The organism is Modicisalibacter luteus DSM 23508 (assembly GCF_000378505.1).
In the GTDB taxonomy this organism is placed as follows: domain Bacteria; phylum Pseudomonadota; class Gammaproteobacteria; order Pseudomonadales; family Halomonadaceae; genus Modicisalibacter; species Modicisalibacter luteus.
Window position 1 is genome coordinate 1 of the sequence record NZ_KB899996.1, and the last position, 21,404, is coordinate 21,404.

A 21,404-nucleotide genomic window follows, 5' to 3' on the forward strand; every position below is an offset into this window, starting at 1 on the left:
CCTTTCTCAGCGAGCCGAGAAAAACCCCAACAGAAACAGCGCCTTGCGCCACCTTCACCGCCAACCACGTATGCCCGTCGTTGGCAGCGGATGCGTACTTTACGGATCTCGAGGCTCGCTGACAAGCCCTGTGTCATAAAATATTTGCGGGTACGTCATACCCTCGTCATATCTTCGAATGCGACTTTATCCACAACTGGTGTCTTGCCCCGCCATGTCACCGGGTGTGGATAACAAAAACGCCCGCACAAGGCGGGCAATAGGGACATTACTTGGCGTGTCGGCACTATCAAGTCAGCGTGACGCGGGCATAGCGCTTCTTTCCGGCCTGAATAACATAGGTCTTGCCTGTATCCAGCATATGGTCACGGGCCACAACCTCCCCATCGACCCTGACGCGACCATTACCCAGCATGTCCTTGGCCTGGGCACTGTTGTTGACCAGATTGGCCCGATTGAGTACTGCCGCTATGGGTGCTTGAGCCCCTCCCTCGAAATCGACGCTGACTTCCGGCAAGTCTTCGGGCAACTCACCTTCCGCCAATTGGTTACCTGCCGAGCGGTGCGCATTGGCCGCAGCCTCGTCGCCGTGATAGCGCGCGATCAACTCACGAGCCAGCTCCATCTTGACATCACGCGGATTGGCGCCTGCTTCGATGTTGCGCTTGAGGGCCTCGATTTCCTCGTTGCTCTTCAGCGAGAGCAACTCGTAGTAGCGCCACATCAGGCTATCTGGCATCGAAACCAGCTTGTTGAACATGGTACCCGGCGCTTCATCAAGGCCGACATAGTTGCCAAGCGACTTGGACATCTTCTGCACGCCGTCGAGCCCTTCGAGCAGCGGCATGGTGATTACTACTTGGGGCTCTTGATCAAAATGCTTCTGAATTTCGCGGCCCATCAGCAAGTTAAACTTCTGATCGGTACCGCCAAGTTCGATATCCGCCTTCAACGCTACGGAGTCGTAGCCCTGCACCAGCGGATAGAGGAACTCATGAATGGAGATGGATTGGTTGGACTTGTAGCGCTTCTCGAAGTCGTCGCGCTCAAGCATACGTGCCACCGTACTCTGGGCAGCCAGCTCGATCATGTCCGCAGCGGACATATCACTGAACCATTCTGCGTTGAAGCGCACCTCGGTCTTCTCGGGATCGAGGATCTTGAACACCTGCTCCTTGTAGGTCTGGGCGTTGGCCCGGACTTCTTCTTCCGTCAGAGGCTTGCGAGTTACATTTTTGCCGGTGGGATCGCCGATACGTCCGGTGAAGTCCCCGATCAGGAAGATGACCTCGTGGCCCAGATCCTGGAACTGGCGCATCTTGGTCAGCAATACGCTATGCCCGAGGTGAAGGTCGGGGGCAGTAGGATCGAAGCCGGCCTTGATACGCAGCTTGCGACCGGAAGCGAGCTTCTTCTCGAGCTCTTCCTCGAGCAGGATTTCATGAGCGCCGCGCTTGAGCAGCGCTAGCGCATCGGCAGCGTCGGTCATCGTGTCCCTCTCCACTAAAAACGGTTATCTGTACGATTGGGGCGGGATGTTAGCATGTCTTGACTTGGCGGTTGAGCGCCCAACGAGAGGAGTAGTAGAGCATGCCCCTTTTTATCGGCCTGATGTCCGGCACCAGCTTGGATGGTATCGACGCGGCACTGGTGCGCTGTGGTGAAGGCCCCGTGACTCTGATCGATGCCATTGGGCTCACCATGCCCGAGGCTCTTCGCGAACGGTTACTCTCTCTATGTCTTGGACAGACGCTAAGTTTTGCGGAGCTCGCCCGCGCGGAAGCCGCCTTCTGTCAGCTCCAGGCCAAGGCCGTCGCACATCTGCTCGTCAAGAGCGGAACCCGCCCCGAAGCCATTGCCGCCATCGGCAGCCATGGCCAGACCATTGAGCATGCTCCCTACGGTCACGATAGTGACAACGCGACGGCCTTTACCTGGCAGCTCGACAACCCCAGCCTGCTGGCTGAACTCACCGGTTGCCGAGTGGTAGCCGATTTCCGGCGTCGCGATCTGGCTGCTGGCGGCCAAGCCGCTCCACTGGCACCGGCATTTCATGCTGCGCTATTCAGCGACCCGCATGAGTGGCGCCTGGTCCTCAACCTGGGCGGATTCGCCAATCTGACGCTACTTCCGCCGGATGCCAACGCTCCTGTCATTGGTTTCGATACCGGCCCCGCCAACGCTCTGCTCGATGCCTGGCATGCACGTCACCGGACAGGGCACTACGACGCTGATGGGGCCTGGGCCGCCAGCGGCCGGGTCGACGCGGCCCTGCTCGACCGTCTACTGGACGAACCCTTTTTCCACCGTCCGCCACCCAAAAGCACCGGCCGCGAAGTGTTTCATCTCGACTGGCTGGCTGGCCACCTGAAAGGTCACGAGGCGCCAGAAGACGTCCAGGCCACGTTAGCCGAGCTGACGGCGGCCAGCGTGGCTTTAGGTGTCGAGCAGGCTATGCGTCAACAGGATGCCACAGGCCCCATGCGCCTGATTCCCTGTGGCGGCGGCGCGCACAACCGTGACCTGTTGGGCCGGCTGATCCGACGGCTACCGGATCTGGGGCTGATGCATTGCGAGGATGTCGGCTGGACGCCGGACTGGCTGGAAGCCGGGGCCTTCGCCTGGCTGGCCTGGCGACGCCTGGAAAACCTGCCGGGAAATCTGCCCTCCGTCACGGGCGCCAGCGGCCCACGCATTCTCGGGGGTGTCTACAGCGCCTGAGAGCGGGCTACAATCCATCAGAAGTCATCACCATCCCGCAGTGACAAGTGGCTCGGTGCATCTATGGCCTCGCCCCCTTCCTTGCGTGCACCGGCACCATACTTGATCATCAAGCGCAGCTCATTGGCTGAATCGGCATGTACCAGTGCCACGTCCTCGCTGATCTTGCCTGCCCGGTAAAGCTCATAAAGCGCCTGATCGAAGGTCTGCATGCCCTGATCGCGTGACCGAGCTATGACATTCTTGATCTCGGCCACGTCGCCCTTGCGGATCAGGTCGCTAATCAATGGCGAGCGCAGCATGATTTCGATGGCCGCATGACGCCCCTTGCCATCGGCAGCCGGCAGCAGCTGCTGAGCTACCACCGCCTTGAGGTTCAGCGATAGGTCCAGCCATATCTGGTCGTGGCGCTCGGACGGGAAGAAGTTGATGATTCGGTCCAATGCCTGGTTGGCGTTGTTGGCATGCAGCGTGGCCAGGCATAGATGCCCCGTCTCGGCGAAGGTCAGAGCATGCTCCATGGTCTCGCGGGTACGGATCTCGCCGATCAGGATGACATCCGGAGCCTGACGCAGCGTATTCTTCAGAGCCACCTCGAACGATTCGGTATCGATGCCCACCTCGCGCTGGTTGATGATGGCGCGTCGGTGCGGATGGATGTACTCGATCGGATCCTCGATGCAGATGATATGTCCGCCCACCGTCTCGTTGCGCTGCTGGACCATCGACGCCAAGGTGGTCGACTTGCCGGTCCCCGTGCCACCGACCACGAACACCAGGCCACGCTTTATCGAGGCCAGATCTCCTACCGCCGACGGCAGGCCGAGTGCATCGAGGCGAGGGATATCGAAGGCGATGCGACGGATGACCATCGCCATCTGACTGCGCTGGAAGAAAGCACTGACCCGGAAGCGCCCCTTGCCTTGCAGACTGAGCGCAAAATTGGCCTCACGCTCCTCGTCGAAGCGACCGCGCAAATTATCGGGCAGTGCCCCCAGCACCAGCTCACGTACTTGTGCGATGGATAACGGCTTGTCGCCCAGCGGTACCAGCTTGCCATTGAGCTTTAGGTTGGGCGGCGCATTGGTCGAGATCAGCATGTCGGATGCCTGTTTGTCGACCATGATGTCCAATAACTGTTCCAGCCACTCTTTCGGCGTCATGCCCACCGTCCTCCCGGTTATCCACAGTCTCTGTCGGCTACAGCCGCCTTGGGTTGTATCAATGCGCTTCGGGCAACAGGCCCTTGGCCTTGGTCTGAGCTTCCTGACGGGCGACCACGTTTTCCGCCACCAATCGCGCCAGCGCCGTATCCAGGGTCTGCATGCCCTGGTTGCCGCCGGTCTGGATCGCCGAGTAGATCTGCGCCACCTTGTCCTCACGAATCAGGTTGCGTACCGCAGGCGTAGCGATCAGGATCTCATGGGCCGCCACCCGCCCGCCGTTCTGCCGCTTGAGCAAGGCCTGTGAAATCACTCCTTGCAGCGATTCGGAGAGCATCGAGCGCACCATGGCCTTCTCATCGCCCGGGAACACATCGATGATACGGTCAATGGTCTTGGCCGCCGAGGTGGTGTGCAGCGTGCCGAAGACGAGGTGGCCGGTCTCGGCGGCGGTCAGCGCCAGCCGGATGGTTTCCAGGTCGCGTAATTCGCCGACCAGGATCACGTCGGGATCCTCGCGCAGCGCTGAACGCAGGGCTCGACTGAAGCTTTGCGTGTCACGATGAACCTCGCGCTGGTTGATCAGGCTGCGCTTGCTGGTGTGCACGAATTCGACCGGATCCTCGATGGTCAGGATGTGGTCATATCGCGTTTCGTTGATATAGTCGATAAGCGCCGCCAGCGTCGTGGACTTACCCGAGCCGGTCGGTCCCGTCACCAGCACAAGGCCGCGCGGCAACGATGCCAGGCGTCGAAACACGTCGCCCAGGCCCAGCGTTTCCATGTTCAGCACCTCGGAGGGGATGGTGCGGAATACTGCCCCCGAGCCGCGCCCATGATTGAAGGCGTTAACGCGAAAGCGCGCCACGCCGGGCACCTCAAAGGAGAAATCGGTTTCGAGGAATTCCTCGTAGTCGCGCCGTTGCCGGTCGCCCATGATGTCATAGATCAGCTTGCGGACCTCGCGATCATCCATGGCCGGCACGTTGAGTCGCCGTATGTCGCCATCGACGCGGATCATCGGCGGCAGCCCGGCGGATAGGTGCAGATCCGAGGCCTTCTGCTTTGCCGAGAATGCCAGCAGTTCGGTAATATCCATGCGGTTCCCCTGCTTTGCTACATAGGTCGAGTTCAGTATGCCAGACGTTCAGGTCCGCGAATCACTCCAGCGTGCGCGACAGCGCCTGGCCGATGCCCTCGAGAGTGCCGGACGCCCCGCCGACGACGCCCGCCTGCTGGCGGTGAGCAAGACCAAGCCCGCCGCGCTGATCCGCGAGGCTTATGCCTGTCGCCAGCGCGACTTCGGCGAGAACTACCTGCAGGAAGCCCTCGACAAGCAGGCCGAACTCACGGACCTGACGGATATCGTCTGGCATTTCATCGGTCCGCTGCAATCCAACAAGACCCGTGCCGTGGCCGAACACTTCGCTTGGGTACATAGCATCGATCGCGCCAAGGTCGCCCGGCGCCTGTCCGAACAGCGCCCGGCCTCCCTCGGCCCGCTGAATATCTGCCTGCAGGTCAACGTGAGCGGCGAGGAAAGCAAGTCCGGTGCCGCTCCGGAGGACATCGAGGCCCTGGCCGCCGAGATCATGACCCTTCCCAACCTGCGCCTTCGCGGTCTGATGGCGATTCCCGCACCGGCCTCGGATATGGCCGGGCAGCGTCGTCCGCTGGCCCGGCTGCGCCAGCTTCGCGAGGCGCTCCGTCAGCGCTACCCGCAGGCCCCCCTGGATACGCTATCGATGGGCATGAGCGAGGATCTCGAGGCAGCCATCCTGGAGGGAGCCACCATGGTACGACTGGGCACAGCTATCTTCGGCGCCCGTGCGCCACGCCCCTGATGCAGCCAATCACTGCCCGCCCCAACGACGACAGAGGATCCAACGCATGGCAAGCCAAGTGACATTCATCGGTGCCGGCAACATGGCCAGCGCCATCTTCGGCGGTATGATCGACGGCGGCTACCCGGCCGATGCCATCACCGCGACCTCGCCTGACGAAACCTTTCTGGCCCCGCTGCATGAACGCTTTGGTATTCGCACCAGTACCGACAATGCCGCTGCCGTGATTAGTGCCGACGTAGTGGTGCTGGCCGTCAAGCCGCAGATCATGCGCGACGTGTGCGAAGGCATGCGCGAGGCCGTGCAGGAACGCAAACCGCTTATCGTCTCGGTCGCCGCCGGTCTGACCGCGGAGACGCTCGACGAGTGGCTGGGTGGAGGACTTGCCGTGATACGCTGTATGCCCAATACGCCATCGCTGGTCGGTGCCGGTGCCTCCGGGCTGTACGCCAACGCTCGGGTCAGCGATGATCAGCGTCAGCTGGCCACAACGCTGCTTGAAGCCGTGGGCATCGTCGAATGGGTCGATGATGAGTCCCTGCTTGAGGCCGTCACCGCTGTCTCCGGCAGCGGCCCGGCGTATTTCTTCCTGATCTTCGAAGCCCTCGAGGAGGCCGGCAAGCGCCTCGGCCTGCCTGCAGAGAGCGCGCGTCGCCTGGCCCTGCAGACCGGCTACGGTGCTGCCCGCATGGCCCAGCAGAGCGAGTTTGACCCGGCCCGCTTGAAGCGCAACGTAATGTCACCCGGCGGCACGACCGAGCGAGCCATTGAGACGTTCGAGGACGGGGGCCTACGTGAACTCTTCGACAAGGCCACCGAAGCCTGCGCTCTTCGCGCCCGGGAAATGGCCGAGGAACTCGGCAAAAAGCACTGAATTATTCCAATTCCATACGGAGGAGCCCCATGGGCAGTCAATTGGGAAGCGCCGGCCTGATGCTGGTCAACACCCTGATCAACATCTACCTGTTCCTACTGATGCTGCGTTTCCTGCTGCAGGCATCCCGGGCCGACTACTACAACCCGCTCAGCCAATCGGTGGTCAAGGTTACTCAGCCAGTGGTCAAGCCACTGCAGGGTTTCCTGCGTCCGATCGGCCGCTTCGATCTGGCTACCTTGGGGGCTGGTTTCATCCTCAAGGCGATCAGCATCATTGCCATCGTGCAGATCGCCCTGGGCGCAATGCCCCCCCTCGGCGGTGTCGCTATCGCCTCGCTTGCAGCCCTGGCCAGCGCCATCCTCAAGATTTACTTCTTCGCTCTGATCGGCATGATCATCCTCAGCTGGGTGGCGCCTCAGGCCAGTCACCCCGGGGCGCTCCTGATCTTCCAACTGGTCGAGCCGATCATGGCGCCGGTACGCAAGGTCATCCCGCCGCTGGGCATGATCGACCTCTCACCGATCGTGGTATTTATCGCCATCAACCTGATCGACGGCATTGTGGTGGGCTCGTTGACGCGCGCTGCCGGTATTTCCGGCGCCCTGGTCGGCCTCTGAGGCGAGCCGGCCGCCTGGCCCCGGCAGTCGCCGGGGTCTCGTCGTTTCCGAAGGGAACGGTGTCAACGACCTTACACTCGCCTCATGCTGGATACTGGATAATACATAGAAATGCCCGACACGCTTCCCGCCGATTCGGTCGGCCTGGTAACGCCCCAGCAGGCGCACTTCGACGAGCCGCTGGCCCTGGCCTGCGGCAAGACATTGCCAGCTTATGACCTGGTCTACGAGACCTATGGCAAGCTCAACGTGGAGCGCAACAATGCGGTCCTGATCTGTCATGCCCTGTCCGGCCATCATCACGCCGCCGGCTACCACAGCATGGACGAGCGCAAGCCCGGCTGGTGGGACGCCCATATCGGTCCTGGCAAGACCATCGACACCAACCGCTTCTTCGTGGTCTCGCTCAATAACCTCGGTGGTTGCCACGGCACCACCGGCCCGTGCAGCATCAATCCCGACACAGGCCGCCAATGGGGGCCGGACTTCCCGGTCATGACGGTCGGCGACTGGGTCAACAGCCAGGCCCGGCTGGCCGATCGCCTGGGCATCCAGCGGTTCGCCGCCGTAGTCGGTGGCAGCCTTGGCGGCATGCAGGTGATGCAATGGTCGCTGGCCTACCCGGAGCGCATCGCCAACGCTGTAGTGATCGCCGCCACGCCGCGCTTGTCGGCACAGAATATCGCCTTCAATGAGGTCGCTCGTCAGGCGATCCGCTCTGACCCCGACTTCCACGGTGGCTGGTACGCCGAACATGGCACCATGCCCAAGCGCGGCCTCAAGCTGGCTCGCATGGTCGGCCATATCACCTACCTGTCCGAGCATTCCATGGGCGCCAAGTTCGGACGCGACCTGCGCAGCGACGAGCTCAACTTCGGCTACGACGTTGAATTCCAGGTCGAGTCCTATCTGCGCTATCAGGGCGACATGTTCTCCACAGCCTTCGATGCCAACACCTATCTGCTGATGACCAAAGCCCTGGACTACTTTGATCCGGCCGCGGCCCATGGCGGTGACCTGGCAGCGGCACTCGCGCCGGCCAATTGCCCGTTTCTGGTGATGAGTTTCTCTACCGACTGGCGTTTCGCCCCGGAGCGTTCGCGTGAATTGGTCGATGCGCTGGTGAGGGCCGGTAAGCCGGTCAGCTATGCCGAGATAGAGTCGCCGCATGGGCATGATGCCTTCCTGCTTCCGGATGTCCGCTATCAGGCCGTATTCGGGGGGTTCATGAAACGCGTGGCCCGCGATATCACACGGGCGGGAGACAAATGATGCGCGCCGATCTCAAGCTAATCTATGACTGGATACCGCAGGGCGCTCGCGTACTCGACCTTGGCTGTGGCGATGGCACACTGCTTGAGGCACTGGGCCGCGACAAGGACGTAAGGGGTTATGGCCTGGAAATTGACCCTGACGGCATCACTGCCTGCGTGGAAAGAGGCGTCAGTGTCATCGAACAGGACCTTGATGAAGGCCTGACTAATTTCGAGGACAACGCCTATGATCTGGTCGTCATGACCCAGGCGCTTCAAGCGTTACGTCGCCCCGACAAAATGCTCGACGAGATGCTGCGCGTTGCCAACGAATGCATCATCACCTTTCCCAACTTCGCCTACTGGCGTCATCGCTTCTATCTGGGCTTCAAGGGTTACATGCCCGTCTCCAAGTCGCTACCGCACGCTTGGTACGATACCCCCAACATCCACCTGTCGACCTTCAACGATTTTGAACAACTGTGCCTGGACAAAGGACTGATCATCAGCGACCGGGCGGTAGGCAACGGTGATCACGAAGGCAGCTGGACCACCCGCCTGTGGCCCAACCTGTTCGGCGAGACGGCGATATTCCGTGTCAGCCGAGGCAAGCCGGCAACTGACTAAGCCTGGCGCAATGAGCCCATCGCAAGAGGACAGCCCATGAAGCGGATAATGATAACGTCTCCTGTTGCAGGGCTCATCGGCTTGGCGGTGCTGTGGCTAGTGGCCAGCCTGGCGCACGCTGAGCAGGCCGAACATGTGGGCCGCTATCAGATCCACTACAGCGCGGTGAATACCAGCTTTCTCACCCCCGAGGTCGCGGCGGCCTACGATATTCAGCGCAGCAAGCGCACGGCACTGCTCAATGTCAGTGTGCTGGAAGCGCAGCCCGATGGTTCCAACCAGCCGGTCATGGCAACGGTTGAGGGACGAGTCGGCAATCTTGCCGGTCAATCGCAGCCGTTGTCGTTCCGCACAATCAGGGAAAAAAATTCCATCTATCAGTTGGCGGTCTTTCCTATCCAGCGTGGCGAGCCGATGCGCTTCACATTGGATGTCTATTATGACCGCAACAAGGCGCCGGCCGAAGTGGCCTTCATCCAGCGCTTCTTCACCGATTGAAGCCTGACCTCTACGCGAACCGTTGCCGCAACGCGGCACACTGATCCTCGTGCCGGACGGCGGGCGGCGTGAACCAGGCAATATCGAACGCCGGCCCATCATCGACACTCGCCGGCAGGGCTGTCATCCAGTCCTGGCCGGGCGCCAGCTCTACCAGCCCCAGGCACAACGGCGCACTCTCGGTGTACAGGGCCACGCCGATGTCACGACGGGCATGACCACTGCCGCAAACCAGTACGGGAATCGAGGGTAACGAGTCCAGAGCCGCCGCCATGGCGCGATCACGGGCCACCTGGGCCGCCAGCATGCCATCCAGCATCGAGTCGGGGAGTAACCCACAGTGGCCCTCGGCGATCGCCTGCCGCTGCGCCCGGGCGATGACATCCGGCAGTGATGGCGCCTGGTTGGCCATGACAAGGGATTGAATCGTCTCGCGGGGCAGATTGCCTGCCTGAAGCGATACACCAAGCTGGAATGCCTGACGCACCAGCGGACCATAGGCTGACCAGTCCCAGCCTCGCTGCCAGTCCAGCAATGCCATGAGTTCGGCATCCGGCAAATCGGCCAGGAGCACGCCGGGTATCCCCTGGATCACTGCCTGCTGTTTCTGGTCCAACATTTCCAGCGCCACGCCACCCAGCATCCCACGCGCAGCCAACTGCTCGATCAACCAGCGCTCAAGGCGGTGGTGCACGGGGTTGTCGTGACGCTCACCGATGATGACAGCCGGAGCGCCGACCAGCTCGGCAAGCAGCGTGTCGCTGGTCAGCCACTCGCCACGGCGTAGATCGCGGGCCTGGTGTACTGCGAAGGGCTTGCGTGCAGAGACACGACCCGGTATCGCAGCCGTCAGGGTCAGTAAGGCCAATGCACGCAGGCATTCGCGTCGCTGCATTCCGCCACCTCGCTCGTCTTCCTTACTCCACCAGGCTGGGAGCCGCCACCTCTCGCTCCAGAGAGACCGGCAACGCTCGGGCCAGACGAATGGCAACCGGTCGTTGCTCATCGCGTTCCACGTCACAAGCGTAGGCTAGCACCTCGACACCGGCCCGACTGACACGACGCAGCGCCTCGGTGTAGCTCGGATCCAGATGCGCGGCCGGTGCCACGTCATCGATGCCGGTATGCGCCACGCAGAACAGCAACACGGCACGTTGTCCATTGGCAGCCAGCTGCGCCAACGTTTCGAGATGACGCGTGCCACGCGCACTCACTGCATCAGGGAAATAGCCATGCCCGTCGCTCTCCTTGAGCGTGACCTGCTTGACCTCGACGAAGGCGGTATCACGTTGTGGATCGTCGAGTCGAAAGTCGAGTCTGGCCCCCTCTACCTTGGCCTCGCGCTTCAGCCAGGCATAACCGGCCAACTCAGGGATTCGTCCCGCCAGCAGTGCCTCCTCGACGATGGCATTGGCGCGCCCGGTGTGCACCGACGCCAGGGCCACGCCACCGTCGGGCTGCGGCAGCTCGATGAGCTCCCAAGTCCAGGCCAGCTTGCGTGCCGGGTTGGTACTCGGTGCTAGCCACACCCGGCACCCCGGGACACTGACAGCACGCATCGAGCCAGTATTCGGACAATGTGCGACCACGACCTCGCCGTCGACGAGCTCCACGTCGGCCAGAAAACGCTTGTAGCGCCGGCGCAGGATGCCTGGTACGAGCCGCGGATACTTCATGCCGGCCCCGGTTGACGGGCCAGAAAGCGCTCGAGTCGCACCAAGGCTTCCTCGAGTCGCGCGGCCTCGTTGGTAAAGGCGATACGAACGTGGTGCTCACCGCCCCGCACGGCGAAATCGATGCCCGGCGTGATGGCTACATTCTCTTCCTCAAGCAGGCGCTGACAAAACGCCTGACTGTCGCGGGTGTATTGCGAAACATCGAGCCAAACGTAGAAAGCGCCCTGAGGCGGCTGCGATGGCGCCAGCCCCAGCCGCTCGAGTCCGGCCAGCAATACATCGCGACGACGGTGAAGCTCCCGGCGGCGGTTTTCAAGCTCCTCCCGACACTCGACGCTGAATGCAGCCAACGCGGCATGCTGCGATGGGGTCGGTGCCGCCAGGAAGACGTTCTGAGCCAGGCGCGACAACGGCTCGACAGCAGCCTCAGGGGCGACCAGCCACCCCAACCGCCAGCCGGTCATGCCGAAATATTTCGAGAAGCTGTTGATCACGAAGGCGTCCGGACTCAGCGCCGCGGCCGATACTGGCTCGACGTCATAGGTCAGTCCCTGGTAGATCTCGTCGACCAGCAAGGTACCGCCATGCGCCCGGACGGCATCGATCACCGCCGAGAGGCGAGTCGCATCGAGGGTATGTCCGGTGGGGTTGGAGGGCGTGGCCAGCATTGCCAGACGCGTATCGTCACGCCAATGCGCATCGATCAGCCCGGCATCGAGCTGCCAGCCACTTTCGGGGCCCACCGGCACCGCATCGACATCTGCCTCGGCCAACGCCATGAAGTGGCGATTGCAGGGATAGGTGGGGTCGGCCATCAAGACGCGATCGCCGCGCTGCGCCAGCAGCTGGCTGGCCAGCAGCAGTGCCCCGGAGGCGCCCGGTGTCACGAGGATTCGCGATGGGTCGACCCGTGCCCCGAAATGTTCGGCATAATGCTCGGCGATCGCCTCGCGCAGCGCTGGCAGACCCGCCGCCGGGGTATAACGGGTCAGCCCCTTGGCTAGCGCCTGCTGGCCAGCGGCGATTACCGGTGCTGGGGTCGGGAAATCAGGCTCGCCCACTTCCAGGTGAATGACGTCATGTCCCGCCGCCTCGCGGGCCTGGGCCTGCTCCAACAGCCCCATGACGCGAAAGGCGGCGACGCCCTCGACTCGTGCGCTCCAGTCCATGCCGTCTCCTTGCTTTGAACCAATGCCGCCTGGCGACGTCAAACCGCCTATCTTAACCGACTGTCGTCAAACTCTGCAGTTATCCGTTAGCAGAGCGGTTGCAAATGGCGGGCTTTTTCGCTAAATAAGCAAGGCTTCGGGTGGGCATGCCACCCAGCAGGTCGCTTTGGCCCTGTCGTTTCACCGCGACCTGACAGGCCGGGCATCGGCCCAAGTCACTTGAGAATGAGGCAGCCCCATGCCAGTAGCAGAAAAGAAGCCGGAAGCGCCGAAGAAATTCACCCCGTACGAGCCGGCGCCGGGTGAAGAGTACATGAACGAGAAGCAGCTGGAGCACTTCCGCCAGATCTTGCTCGGCTGGAAACAGGATCTCATGGAAGAAGTGGATCGCACCGTGCGTCATTTGCAGGAAGACGCCAACAATTATGCCGATCCCGCCGATCGTGCCACCCAGGAAGAAGGCTTCAACCTGGAATTGCGCACCCGCGATCGCGAGCGCAAGTTGCTCAAGAAGATCAACGAGACCATCGAGAAGATCGACGAGGACGATTATGGCTTCTGCGAAGCCTGTGGGGTCGAGATCGGCATTCGCCGCCTCGAGGCGCGCCCTACCGCCACGCTGTGTGTCGATTGCAAGACCCTTGCGGAGCTGAAGGAAAAGCAGCTCGGCGGCTGATCACCGTCTCGCTTCACGCACGGGCGCCCTAACGGCGCCCGTTTGCGTTCCGTCACTCTGGAAGGAAACCCCATGCCCGGTTACCGTGGCCGCTTCGCCCCGACGCCTTCCGGCCCCTTGCATTTCGGTTCGCTGATCGCCGCCTTGGCGAGCTTCCTTGATGCCCGGCATGTCGGCGGTTGCTGGCTAGTACGCATCGAGGACACTGACCCGCCCCGCTGCCCGCCGGGCGCCGATACCCAGATCCTGCGCCAGCTCGAAGCCTTCGGCCTGTATTGGGACGAGGAGGTGCGCTACCAGAGCACTCGCCATGCCGCCTACCAGAACGCCCTGGACCGGCTGGCGGCACAGAGTCTGGCCTACCCTTGCAGCTGCTCACGCAAGCAGTGGCGTGAACATGCCGTTTACCCAGGCTGGTGCCGGGACGGCATCCGCCAGCCCGATCAACCGGTGGCCTGGCGGCTGCGTAGTGACCTCGGCCTACGCCCGGTGACCTGGCAGGATCGTCTGTTCGATGAACAGACCTTCGACCCGGCCCAGCTTGGCGACGTGGTACTCAAGCGCAAGGACGATCTATGGGCCTATCAGCTGGCCGTGGTCATCGACGATGCCGACCAGGGCATCAGCGATGTGGTGCGCGGCCATGACCTGCTCGACAATACGCCCTGGCAGCGCCAGCTGCAGGTTGCCCTCGGGTTGCCCGAGCCCCGCTATCTGCATCTGCCGCTAATCGTGGCCGACAATGGCCAGAAGCTCTCCAAGCAGAACCTGGCCCCGGCCCTGCCCACCCGCGACGACGCAGTGCGCACCTTACTCCATCAGGCACTGATCGCCCTCGATCAGGCGCCATCTGCCGAACTGGCCAGCGCTCCGGTCGCCGACCAGCTCGCTGCGGCCACCGCTGCCTGGGACGTCTCGCGTCTGAGGCCCGAAGTCTTCAAAGCCCAACCCCCTACCTAGACACAGGTCGAGTTGAGGCCAGGACGGCGGCTCCATAGACTGGAGGCGAATCCTCTGCGGCCGTGGCCATGTACGTCTATCGCATCATGCTGTTCCTCGTCTTTGGTGGGTATCTGCTGTCACCCATGCTGATGAACGGCTGGGCATTGCCGGGAACGGCCTGGTATCGCCCCTTTTTGATCTGGGGCGGCCTGATCGCATTGACCGTATGGCTCGAGCAGAAGAGGAAGCTGGATGAGCACTAGCCTGGCGGGCCTGCTCGCACTCGGTATCGGTTACCTTGTCTTGCTGATGTGCTGCGCCCAGGCCGTGGAGCGCGGCTGGATACCGACACGTCTCATTCACCACCCGGCGGTCTACACCCTGGCTCTCGGCGTCTACGCCAGCGCCTGGGCCATCTATGGCAGCGTCGAGTTCGCCGCCAGTGCAGGCTACGGCTACCTCGCCTACTACCTTGGCGTCGCCGGTGCTTTCCTGCTGGGGCCGGTCATGTTGATGCCTATCCAGCGCATGACTCGCACCTACCAGCTGGCCTCGCTGGCCGACCTGTTCGTGTTCCGCTTTCGCAGCCGCTGGGTGGGCACGCTGATCACCTTGGTGACCCTCCTTGCGGTTCTGCCCTTGCTGGCCCTGCAAATCCAGACCTTGGGCGAGGCAGTGCATCTGCTAACCCAGGCAGCCTCACCGAGCCTGCTGGCCTTGCTGTTCTGCCTCCTCATTGCCGGACTCGCCCTGGCCTTCGGGGCGCGTCACACCCACCAACAAGCCCGTCATGACACGCTGATTGCCGTTATTGCCGTGGAGTCTCTGGTTAAACTGGCCGCCATGCTTACGCTTGGCGGCATCGCGCTTTATGGCATCTTCAACGGTCCGGCAGACCTACAGGCCTGGCTCGATGGGCCCGGTCTAGCCATGCAAGCCAGGACTGACCAGCTCGACTCGGGGCAGTGGCGCACCCTGCTCCTGCTGTTCTTTGCCGCCGCATTTCTCATGCCACACATGTTTCACATGGTCTTCATCGAGACGCCATCACGTCGCGCCCTACTGCAGACCAGTTGGAGCCTGCCGCTCTACCTGCTATTGATGGCTCTGCCCATCCCGCTGATCCTGTGGGGCACGCAACGCCTGGGCATCGACACCACCACATCGGGCATCGCCTACCTGGCCTTCGCCCTCTCCGAGAGTCCTTGGGTCGACTCCCTGGTCTTCCTGGCTGGGCTGGCCGCCGCCAGCGGCACCATGATTCTGATCGCCCTGTCGTTGGCCGGGATGATCCTCAATCACGTCGTTCTGATCGCCCACCCACCCGATAACCGCCCGGATCTGTATCGCTGGTTGTTATGGTTGCGCCGTGCATTGATACTGGCGGTAATCCTGTCCGGCTGGCTGTTCTATCGCACGATCGGTATAAAACATGACCTGGCCACCCTGGGCCTGGCAGCCTTCGTCGGCATGGCCCAGTGCCTGCCCGGCATGCTTGCCGTACTCTACTGGCCCGGCGCCAATCGCAAGGGAATGGTCAGCGGGCTGGCGGTCGGCTGCGCAATTTGGTTGCTCGGCCTGTGGTTACCGCTGTTGGCAGGCTACCCCGCTCTTGTGATCCTTCCTCCGGGCTTGGAAAGCCTCGAAGGTACGCCTGGCTGGTACGCCATCGCGCTGATCTCGCTGTCCAGCAACATCCTCGTCTTCATCCTGGTATCGTTAATAACCCCAACCTCGGAAGGCGAGCGTGCGGCGGCGGAAGCTTGCTCGGTAGAGGCAGTAGTCCACCCCAAGCGACATACCCTGGCGGCGAAGAACGGGGAAGACGTCAAGCGCCATCTAGCCCAGGCCCTGGGCGCCGACGTTGCCGAACGGGAGGTGACCAACGCCCTCGAGGCGCTCAATCTCTCCCCGCTAGACGGTCGCCCCTACGCGCTGCGACGCTTACGCGACCGGCTGCAGGCCAACCTGTCAGGCCTGATGGGTCCGGCCGTGGCTCGGGATATCGTCGACCGCTTCCTGCCCTACCAACAGGATTATCACGCCACGTCGGACATTCACTTCGTCGAGAGCCGCCTGGAAGCCTACCGCACGCGGCTCACAGGCCTGGCACGAGAGCTCGACGGCTTGCGGCGCTATCATCGGCGGACCCTGGCCCAGTTGCCCATTGGCCTGTGTGCCTTTGGCGAGGACCGCGAATTGCTGATGTGGAATGACGCATTGGCCCGGCTTTCGGACATCGAAGGCAGTAGCGTGATCGGTGCCCGATGTGAAAGCCTGCCCTCGCCATGGGCCGATCTGCTAGGCCGCATGATCGACTCAGCACACCCGCACCTCTACAAACGCGCCATCAATCTCACTGGGGAACTGCGTTACCTCAGCCTGCACAAGGCGATGCTGGCGGCGGAGGGCGATGATCGCGGCGGGACAGTGATCCTCGTGGAAGACCACAGTGAAATGAAATGGCTGGAAGATGAGCTGGTTCACGCCGAACGCCTGGCTTCTATCGGCCGCCTGGCCGCGGGTGTGGCCCATGAGATCGGTAATCCAATTACCGGTATTTCTTCGCTGGCCCAGAATCTGCGCTACGACACTGACGACCCCGGCCTGCATGAGACTGCGGATCAGATCCAGCAACTGACCGAGCGAGTCTCGAGCATTGTCAGCTCACTGGTGGGCTTCGCCCATAGTGGGCGTCACCCGCAGGGCAGCCACACAACCCGGGTCAATCTCCATCAGCTGTGTGAGGAAGCGTTGCACTTGATCCGGCTGGCACGCTCGGGCCAGGATATTGTCTACAGCAACCGCTGCCCGCCAGAACTTGAGATCGACGGCAATGCCCAGCGTCTCGTCCAGGTACTGGTCAACCTGATCGGCAATGCCCGCGATGCCAGCCAGCCTGGAGGACAAGTCGAGATCGACGCCTGGTCGTGCGAAGAGGGAGTGCGCGTATGTGTCACCGACGACGGGCATGGAATCGATGCTTCGATTCGCGACCATCTTTTCGAACCCTTCACTACCACCAAGGCACCCGGCCAGGGAACCGGGCTCGGTCTACCTCTGGTCTATAACATTATTCGTGAGCATCATGGCCATATCCAGATCGACTCACCTCCCCCGGACCGCACACACGGTACCCGCATCACGGTGTGGCTGCCCCGAACACAACAGGACGGCGAAGACTCCGATGCCCCGGATTTTGATCGTTGAAGATGAAGCCATCATCCGCACGGCCCTGCGCCGGCTGCTGGAGCGCCATGACTACCAGATCAGCGAGGCCGGCTCGGTGGCGGAGGCGCTCGAGCACGACCCGCAACGCTTCGACCTGATTATCAGCGACCTGCGACTGCCCGGCGAAGAAGGAACCGCATTGATCGATGCCGCCACGCCCACGCCGGTGCTGATCATGACCAGCTATGCCAGCATGCGCTCCGCAGTGGACACACTGAAGCTGGGTGCGGTGGATTATGTCGCCAAACCCTTTGACCATGACGAGTTGCTCGCTACCGTGGCCAAGGTTCTGGAAGCTCATGCGCCTGCCCGCACACCGGTAGGGCCGGAACCCGCCGACAGCCCACCGCAGGAGATGATTGGGCGCTGCCCAGCCATGCAGGTGGTCTATACCCGCATTCGCAAGACGGCCCCGGCGGATGTCACCGTCCTCATACAAGGTGAGTCAGGCACCGGCAAGGAACTCGTCGCCCGCGCCATCCACCGGCAGAGCCGGCGTGCCAAGGCTCCACTGATCTGCGTCAACTGCGCTGCCATTCCGGAAACGTTGATCGAGTCCGAGCTGTTCGGCCACGAAAAGGGCGCCTTCACGGGCGCCAGCGCCGCACGAACCGGCTTGGTGGAAGCGGCCGATGGCGGCACGCTATTCCTGGATGAGATCGGCGAGCTACCCCTCGACGCCCAGGCGCGACTGCTGCGTGTGCTGCAGGAAGGAGAAATCCGCAAGGTCGGCTCGATCGAGACCCGCCATGTCGATGTCCGCTTGATCGCCGCCACACATCGTGACCTGAACCTGCTCTCCAAGAGCGGCGAATTTCGCCTCGACCTGTATTACCGCCTGAATGTCATGCAGATCGACCTCCCCCCCCTTCGCGATCGCGAGGACGACGTCCTCGAACTGGCTGACGTGCTGCTCGATAGCGCCTGCCGCCGCCATGGCCGCGAGGGGCTCAAGCTGTCGCGTGCCGCCCGCCGCGATATTCGTGACTATCCTTGGCCGGGCAACGTACGCGAACTTGAAAATGCTCTCGAGCGCGGGGTGATCCTGGCTGAGGGAAGCCTTATTCACCCGGATGATCTGGGCATCGAACCGGCCACCGGCATGCACTCTTCTCCAGCCCAGACATCGACATCGACGCCCAATCCCCAAACGAGCAATGATGACGAGGATCTTTCCCTGGAAGATTATTTCCAGCACTTTGTACTCGAACATCAGGATCAGATGAGCGAGACCGAACTGGCCCAGAAACTGGGTATTAGTCGTAAATGCCTATGGGAGCGCCGCCAACGCCTGGGTATCCCTCGCAAGAAGAGTCCGCGCGGTCGCTCCGCCTGACGCAGCGTTTTCACGCGACCAAGGTATAAGACACCGCAGCTGTTAGCCAGTGACTATTTAGCAACCTATTTATCGGGTCGATTGCACCATTTGTTACCTTCCCACACAGCGGCCTCCCCAAACTGCACCACTCGGGGTAACACCTGCCAAGGCAGTTACAATTCATCGGCACGCGAACCACTATATGATATTGATTTTAAAGAATTAAAATTCATGTGGCACAGCGGGTGCAATATACAACAGTAAGAAAAACAACAACCAGATGCCCAAGGTCACGAAGAACAACAAGACGTGAACCTGATGAATACCGGTAACAACAACGACAAATACTGGATAGATAATCGCCTGCACTGACACTACAACGACAACTGTCAAGCCAGGCGAGCCAACTCCAACTAGAACAAGAAGTTGGTCAACCGATAGCTCTATCGGGACGCGACGCTCCGCGCATGAAATCAACAATAACTATAGGTTTCGTCGGATGAGCACCTTTGGCAACAACGACAACAAGCCGAAGGGAGGCAGACACACTGCCGTCGTGGTTGGATTATTGTTTTGAATACGAGACGGTCGCACCAGGAAGATCGATAACGACAAGAAGAGTGCTTGCCTGATATATCGGATTGGTGACTGTGGTGCGTATTCAAGGCGATGCGCCATCACGAAGAAGAAACATCAGCATGGATGCTGAATGATTTGCTTAAAAGGGGAGGCTCACAAGCCTCCCCTTTCTGCATGCGTCATTGGTATGTCAGCCAAGGCTGACAAGGCTTTGCAAGCCCCTGGGGCTCCGCTACACTGGGCCCTTCAGTCCATGGCGAGCCGATATCGCGGAATGCTTAAAGGATTTAGCCGCTTTTTTCACTATTCCGGTGAAGGTTTGAAGACCCTATTCGGTAACAATCAGGACAGCCGAGGCAACGTGCCGACGCTGAAAATCATTCCTCGACAAGATCATCCGATATCGCGCCAGATGTTTAGCGATAGCGCGTTGAAGGTGCTCTATCGTCTGCATAATGCAGGTTTCGATGCCTATCTTGTCGGTGGCTGCCTGCGCGATGCCATTCTCGGCAAGACTCCCAAGGATTTCGACGTGGCGACCGATGCCACGCCCGAGCAGATACGTGATCTGTTTCGCAACTCACGGATCATTGGCCGTCGCTTTCGTATCGTGCATGTCCGCTTCGGTCGAGAAATCATCGAAGTCACCACGTTTCGAGGCCGTCCCAACGACGACCATGGCGAACACTTGGCCCAGCAGTCGGAGCAAGGCCTGCTGCTACGCGACAACGTATGGGGCAATATCGAAGAAGATGCCTTGCGCCGCGACTTTACCGTCAATGCGCTCTACTACAACATTGCCGACTTTTCACTGCATGACTGGGCCGGCGCAATGGACGACATTGAAAACCGTACCTTGCGCCTAATCGGTGATCCGCAAACACGTTACCGCGAAGACCCGGTACGCATGCTGCGCGCTATCCGCTTTGTCGCCAAGCTCGACTTTATCATTGCCCCGGCCACCGAGGCGCCGATCCGCGAGATGGCCCCCTTGCTGCTGCAGATTCCTCCGGCCCGCCTGTTCGAGGAAGTCCTCAAGCTGTTTCTCTCGGGGTATGCCGTACAGACATTCCATAAGCTGCGTGAATATGGCTTGTTCGCCATGCTCTTTCCCGAGGCTGAAGAGGCCATGGATGAGCTGCCCTGGGCCAAGGAGCTAATCGTCCAGGCCCTGGCCAATACCGACGCCCGCATTCAGGAAGAGCGCCCGGTTACTCCAGCCTTCCTGTTTGCCGCTCTGCTCTGGCCCGGTGTTCAGTTACGTTACCAGCGACTGCATGCTGACGGCATGCCCGCGATACCGGCCCAACAGACTGCATCGCATCAGGCCGTGTCGCGGCAGCTTCAGCACACTTCCATCCCCAAGCGCTTCAGCCTACCGATGCGCGACATATGGGACCTACAACAGCGGCTGCCCAAGCGGCGTGGCAAGCGGGCTTTCCAGACCCGAGAGCATCCTCGCTTCCGGGCAGCCTTCGACTTCCTGCTGTTGCGTGAAACCGCTGGCGAGATTCCCTCGGGATTGGGTGCCTGGTGGGAGGCCTTCCAGCAGGCCGACGAACACGAACAACGCCGCCTGCTGGGCAAGATCGACAGCGATCCGGCCGGGCAGGCCGATGTACGCAAACGTCGTCCGCGCCGTCGGCGGCGCAAGAATTCCCCCGGCTACGAGTGATGCACGTCGCCTACATTGGCTTGGGCAGCAACCTCGACGGTCCCGAGCAACGGATAGAACAGGCGCTGACTGCCCTGAACCGAATTCCGCTAACACGCCTCGTCACCGTATCGCCACGCTATGCCAGCTCCCCGATCGGCCCGCAGGACCAGCCAGATTTCATCAATGCCGTGGCTTGCGTGTCGACCCGCTTGTCGCCCTTGGCGCTACTCGATCAACTGCAAGCCCTGGAACAGGCTCACCGCCGTCGTCGACTGCGTCACTGGGGGCCGAGAACGCTGGATCTCGACGTGTTGACGTTCGACGATCAGTCCCTCGATCTGCCACGCTTGAAGGTGCCCCACCCCCGCATGCATGAACGCGCTTTCGTGCTGGTCCCCTTGGCGGATATCGCTCCCGACCTGATCATCGAAGGGACACCCCTGCAATTTTTGCTGACCCATGTCACGCATGGTGGCTTGCGATGCCTGTCACCCCAGAGGTAGAGTTGTGCAGCTTTTGTTACCGATCCACACCTGCCTCAGCACGCGGTAACAAT

At 61.5% G+C, this 21,404-nt stretch carries 20 protein-coding genes; 14 read left to right on the forward strand and 6 right to left on the reverse strand.

The window, feature by feature from the left end:
- Positions 1 to 289: 289 nt before the first annotated feature.
- Positions 290 to 1,489 (reverse strand): tyrosine--tRNA ligase, encoded by a 1,200-nt coding sequence (tyrS, locus tag F568_RS0112380; RefSeq protein WP_019019050.1) that lies wholly within the window; start codon positions 1,487 to 1,489, stop codon positions 290 to 292.
- 101 nt (positions 1,490 to 1,590) lie between these two features.
- On the opposite strand from tyrS, the gene F568_RS0112385 reads away from it, so the two are divergent.
- A complete protein-coding gene (locus tag F568_RS0112385; RefSeq protein WP_019019051.1) occupies positions 1,591 to 2,721 on the forward strand; it encodes an anhydro-N-acetylmuramic acid kinase in 1,131 nt (376 codons plus the stop codon).
- A gap of 17 nt (positions 2,722 to 2,738) precedes the next feature.
- On the opposite strand, the gene F568_RS0112390 is transcribed toward F568_RS0112385, so the two are convergent.
- Both F568_RS0112390 and F568_RS0112395 read right to left on the reverse strand, forming a co-directional pair.
- Positions 2,739 to 3,884, reverse strand: coding sequence for a PilT/PilU family type 4a pilus ATPase (locus F568_RS0112390; RefSeq protein WP_019019052.1), 1,146 nt, complete (start codon positions 3,882 to 3,884; stop codon positions 2,739 to 2,741).
- A gap of 58 nt (positions 3,885 to 3,942) precedes the next feature.
- Positions 3,943 to 4,983 (reverse strand): type IV pilus twitching motility protein PilT, encoded by a 1,041-nt coding sequence (locus F568_RS0112395; protein WP_019019053.1) that lies wholly within the window; start codon positions 4,981 to 4,983, stop codon positions 3,943 to 3,945.
- A gap of 37 nt (positions 4,984 to 5,020) precedes the next feature.
- Between F568_RS0112395 and F568_RS0112400 the strand changes: the two genes are divergently transcribed.
- The 6 genes from F568_RS0112400 (at position 5,021) to F568_RS0112425 (ending at position 9,600) form a co-directional block, all read left to right on the forward strand.
- Positions 5,021 to 5,728, forward strand: coding sequence for a YggS family pyridoxal phosphate-dependent enzyme (locus F568_RS0112400; RefSeq protein WP_019019054.1), 708 nt, complete (start codon positions 5,021 to 5,023; stop codon positions 5,726 to 5,728).
- A 46-nt stretch (positions 5,729 to 5,774) separates the two neighbouring features.
- Positions 5,775 to 6,602: a pyrroline-5-carboxylate reductase gene (gene proC, locus F568_RS0112405; protein WP_019019055.1), complete on the forward strand. Its 828-nt coding sequence runs from the start codon at positions 5,775 to 5,777 to the stop codon at positions 6,600 to 6,602.
- Between the two features lie 29 nt (positions 6,603 to 6,631).
- Complete coding sequence (locus tag F568_RS0112410) at positions 6,632 to 7,222, forward strand: YggT family protein (RefSeq protein ID WP_019019056.1); 591 nt, start codon at positions 6,632 to 6,634, stop codon at positions 7,220 to 7,222.
- A gap of 111 nt (positions 7,223 to 7,333) precedes the next feature.
- The gene (metX, locus tag F568_RS0112415) at positions 7,334 to 8,494 is read left to right on the forward strand and encodes a homoserine O-succinyltransferase MetX (RefSeq protein WP_019019057.1); all 1,161 of its coding nucleotides are present in this window, start codon (positions 7,334 to 7,336) and stop codon (positions 8,492 to 8,494) included.
- Entirely contained in the window at positions 8,494 to 9,102 is a 609-nt protein-coding gene (metW, locus tag F568_RS0112420) for a methionine biosynthesis protein MetW (RefSeq protein WP_019019058.1), read from the forward strand. Before metX ends, metW begins: the two co-directional genes overlap by 1 nt.
- A gap of 36 nt (positions 9,103 to 9,138) precedes the next feature.
- Positions 9,139 to 9,600 (forward strand): DUF4426 domain-containing protein, encoded by a 462-nt coding sequence (locus F568_RS0112425; RefSeq protein WP_040476296.1) that lies wholly within the window; start codon positions 9,139 to 9,141, stop codon positions 9,598 to 9,600.
- Positions 9,601 to 9,610: 10 nt separating this feature from the next.
- On the opposite strand, the gene F568_RS22865 is transcribed toward F568_RS0112425, so the two are convergent.
- Genes F568_RS22865 through F568_RS0112440 form a run of 3 tightly spaced genes read right to left on the reverse strand, consistent with a single transcriptional unit; the run spans position 9,611 to position 12,445 of the window.
- The gene (locus F568_RS22865) at positions 9,611 to 10,495 is read right to left on the reverse strand and encodes a ChaN family lipoprotein (RefSeq protein WP_019019060.1); all 885 of its coding nucleotides are present in this window, start codon (positions 10,493 to 10,495) and stop codon (positions 9,611 to 9,613) included.
- A 22-nt stretch (positions 10,496 to 10,517) separates the two neighbouring features.
- Positions 10,518 to 11,276 (reverse strand): DNA/RNA nuclease SfsA, encoded by a 759-nt coding sequence (sfsA, locus tag F568_RS0112435; RefSeq protein WP_019019061.1) that lies wholly within the window; start codon positions 11,274 to 11,276, stop codon positions 10,518 to 10,520.
- Positions 11,273 to 12,445, reverse strand: a complete 1,173-nt coding sequence (locus tag F568_RS0112440) for an aminotransferase class I/II-fold pyridoxal phosphate-dependent enzyme (RefSeq protein ID WP_019019062.1) — start codon at positions 12,443 to 12,445, stop codon at positions 11,273 to 11,275. The genes sfsA and F568_RS0112440 overlap by 4 nt, the downstream gene beginning before the upstream one ends.
- 238 nt (positions 12,446 to 12,683) lie before the next feature.
- Here F568_RS0112440 and dksA point away from each other — a divergent pair, with 238 nt between their 5' ends.
- The 7 genes from dksA (at position 12,684) to folK (ending at position 21,351) form a co-directional block, all read left to right on the forward strand.
- On the forward strand, positions 12,684 to 13,121 hold the full coding sequence (dksA, locus tag F568_RS0112445; RefSeq protein ID WP_019019063.1) for an RNA polymerase-binding protein DksA: 438 nt from the start codon (positions 12,684 to 12,686) through the stop codon (positions 13,119 to 13,121).
- A 72-nt stretch (positions 13,122 to 13,193) separates the two neighbouring features.
- Positions 13,194 to 14,081 (forward strand): tRNA glutamyl-Q(34) synthetase GluQRS, encoded by an 888-nt coding sequence (gene gluQRS, locus F568_RS0112450; protein WP_019019064.1) that lies wholly within the window; start codon positions 13,194 to 13,196, stop codon positions 14,079 to 14,081.
- 68 nt (positions 14,082 to 14,149) lie between these two features.
- Entirely contained in the window at positions 14,150 to 14,326 is a 177-nt protein-coding gene (locus F568_RS25275) for a hypothetical protein (protein WP_019019065.1), read from the forward strand.
- Positions 14,316 to 17,273, forward strand: a complete 2,958-nt coding sequence (locus tag F568_RS0112460; protein ID WP_019019066.1) for an ATP-binding protein — start codon at positions 14,316 to 14,318, stop codon at positions 17,271 to 17,273. Before F568_RS25275 ends, F568_RS0112460 begins: the two co-directional genes overlap by 11 nt.
- Entirely contained in the window at positions 17,251 to 18,630 is a 1,380-nt protein-coding gene (locus F568_RS0112465; protein ID WP_019019067.1) for a sigma-54-dependent transcriptional regulator, read from the forward strand. The genes F568_RS0112460 and F568_RS0112465 overlap by 23 nt, the downstream gene beginning before the upstream one ends.
- 835 nt (positions 18,631 to 19,465) lie before the next feature.
- Positions 19,466 to 20,866, forward strand: a complete 1,401-nt coding sequence (pcnB, locus tag F568_RS0112470) for a polynucleotide adenylyltransferase PcnB (RefSeq protein ID WP_026300518.1) — start codon at positions 19,466 to 19,468, stop codon at positions 20,864 to 20,866.
- Positions 20,866 to 21,351: a 2-amino-4-hydroxy-6-hydroxymethyldihydropteridine diphosphokinase gene (gene folK, locus F568_RS0112475; RefSeq protein WP_019019069.1), complete on the forward strand. Its 486-nt coding sequence runs from the start codon at positions 20,866 to 20,868 to the stop codon at positions 21,349 to 21,351. Before pcnB ends, folK begins: the two co-directional genes overlap by 1 nt.
- Positions 21,352 to 21,404 lie beyond the last annotated feature (53 nt).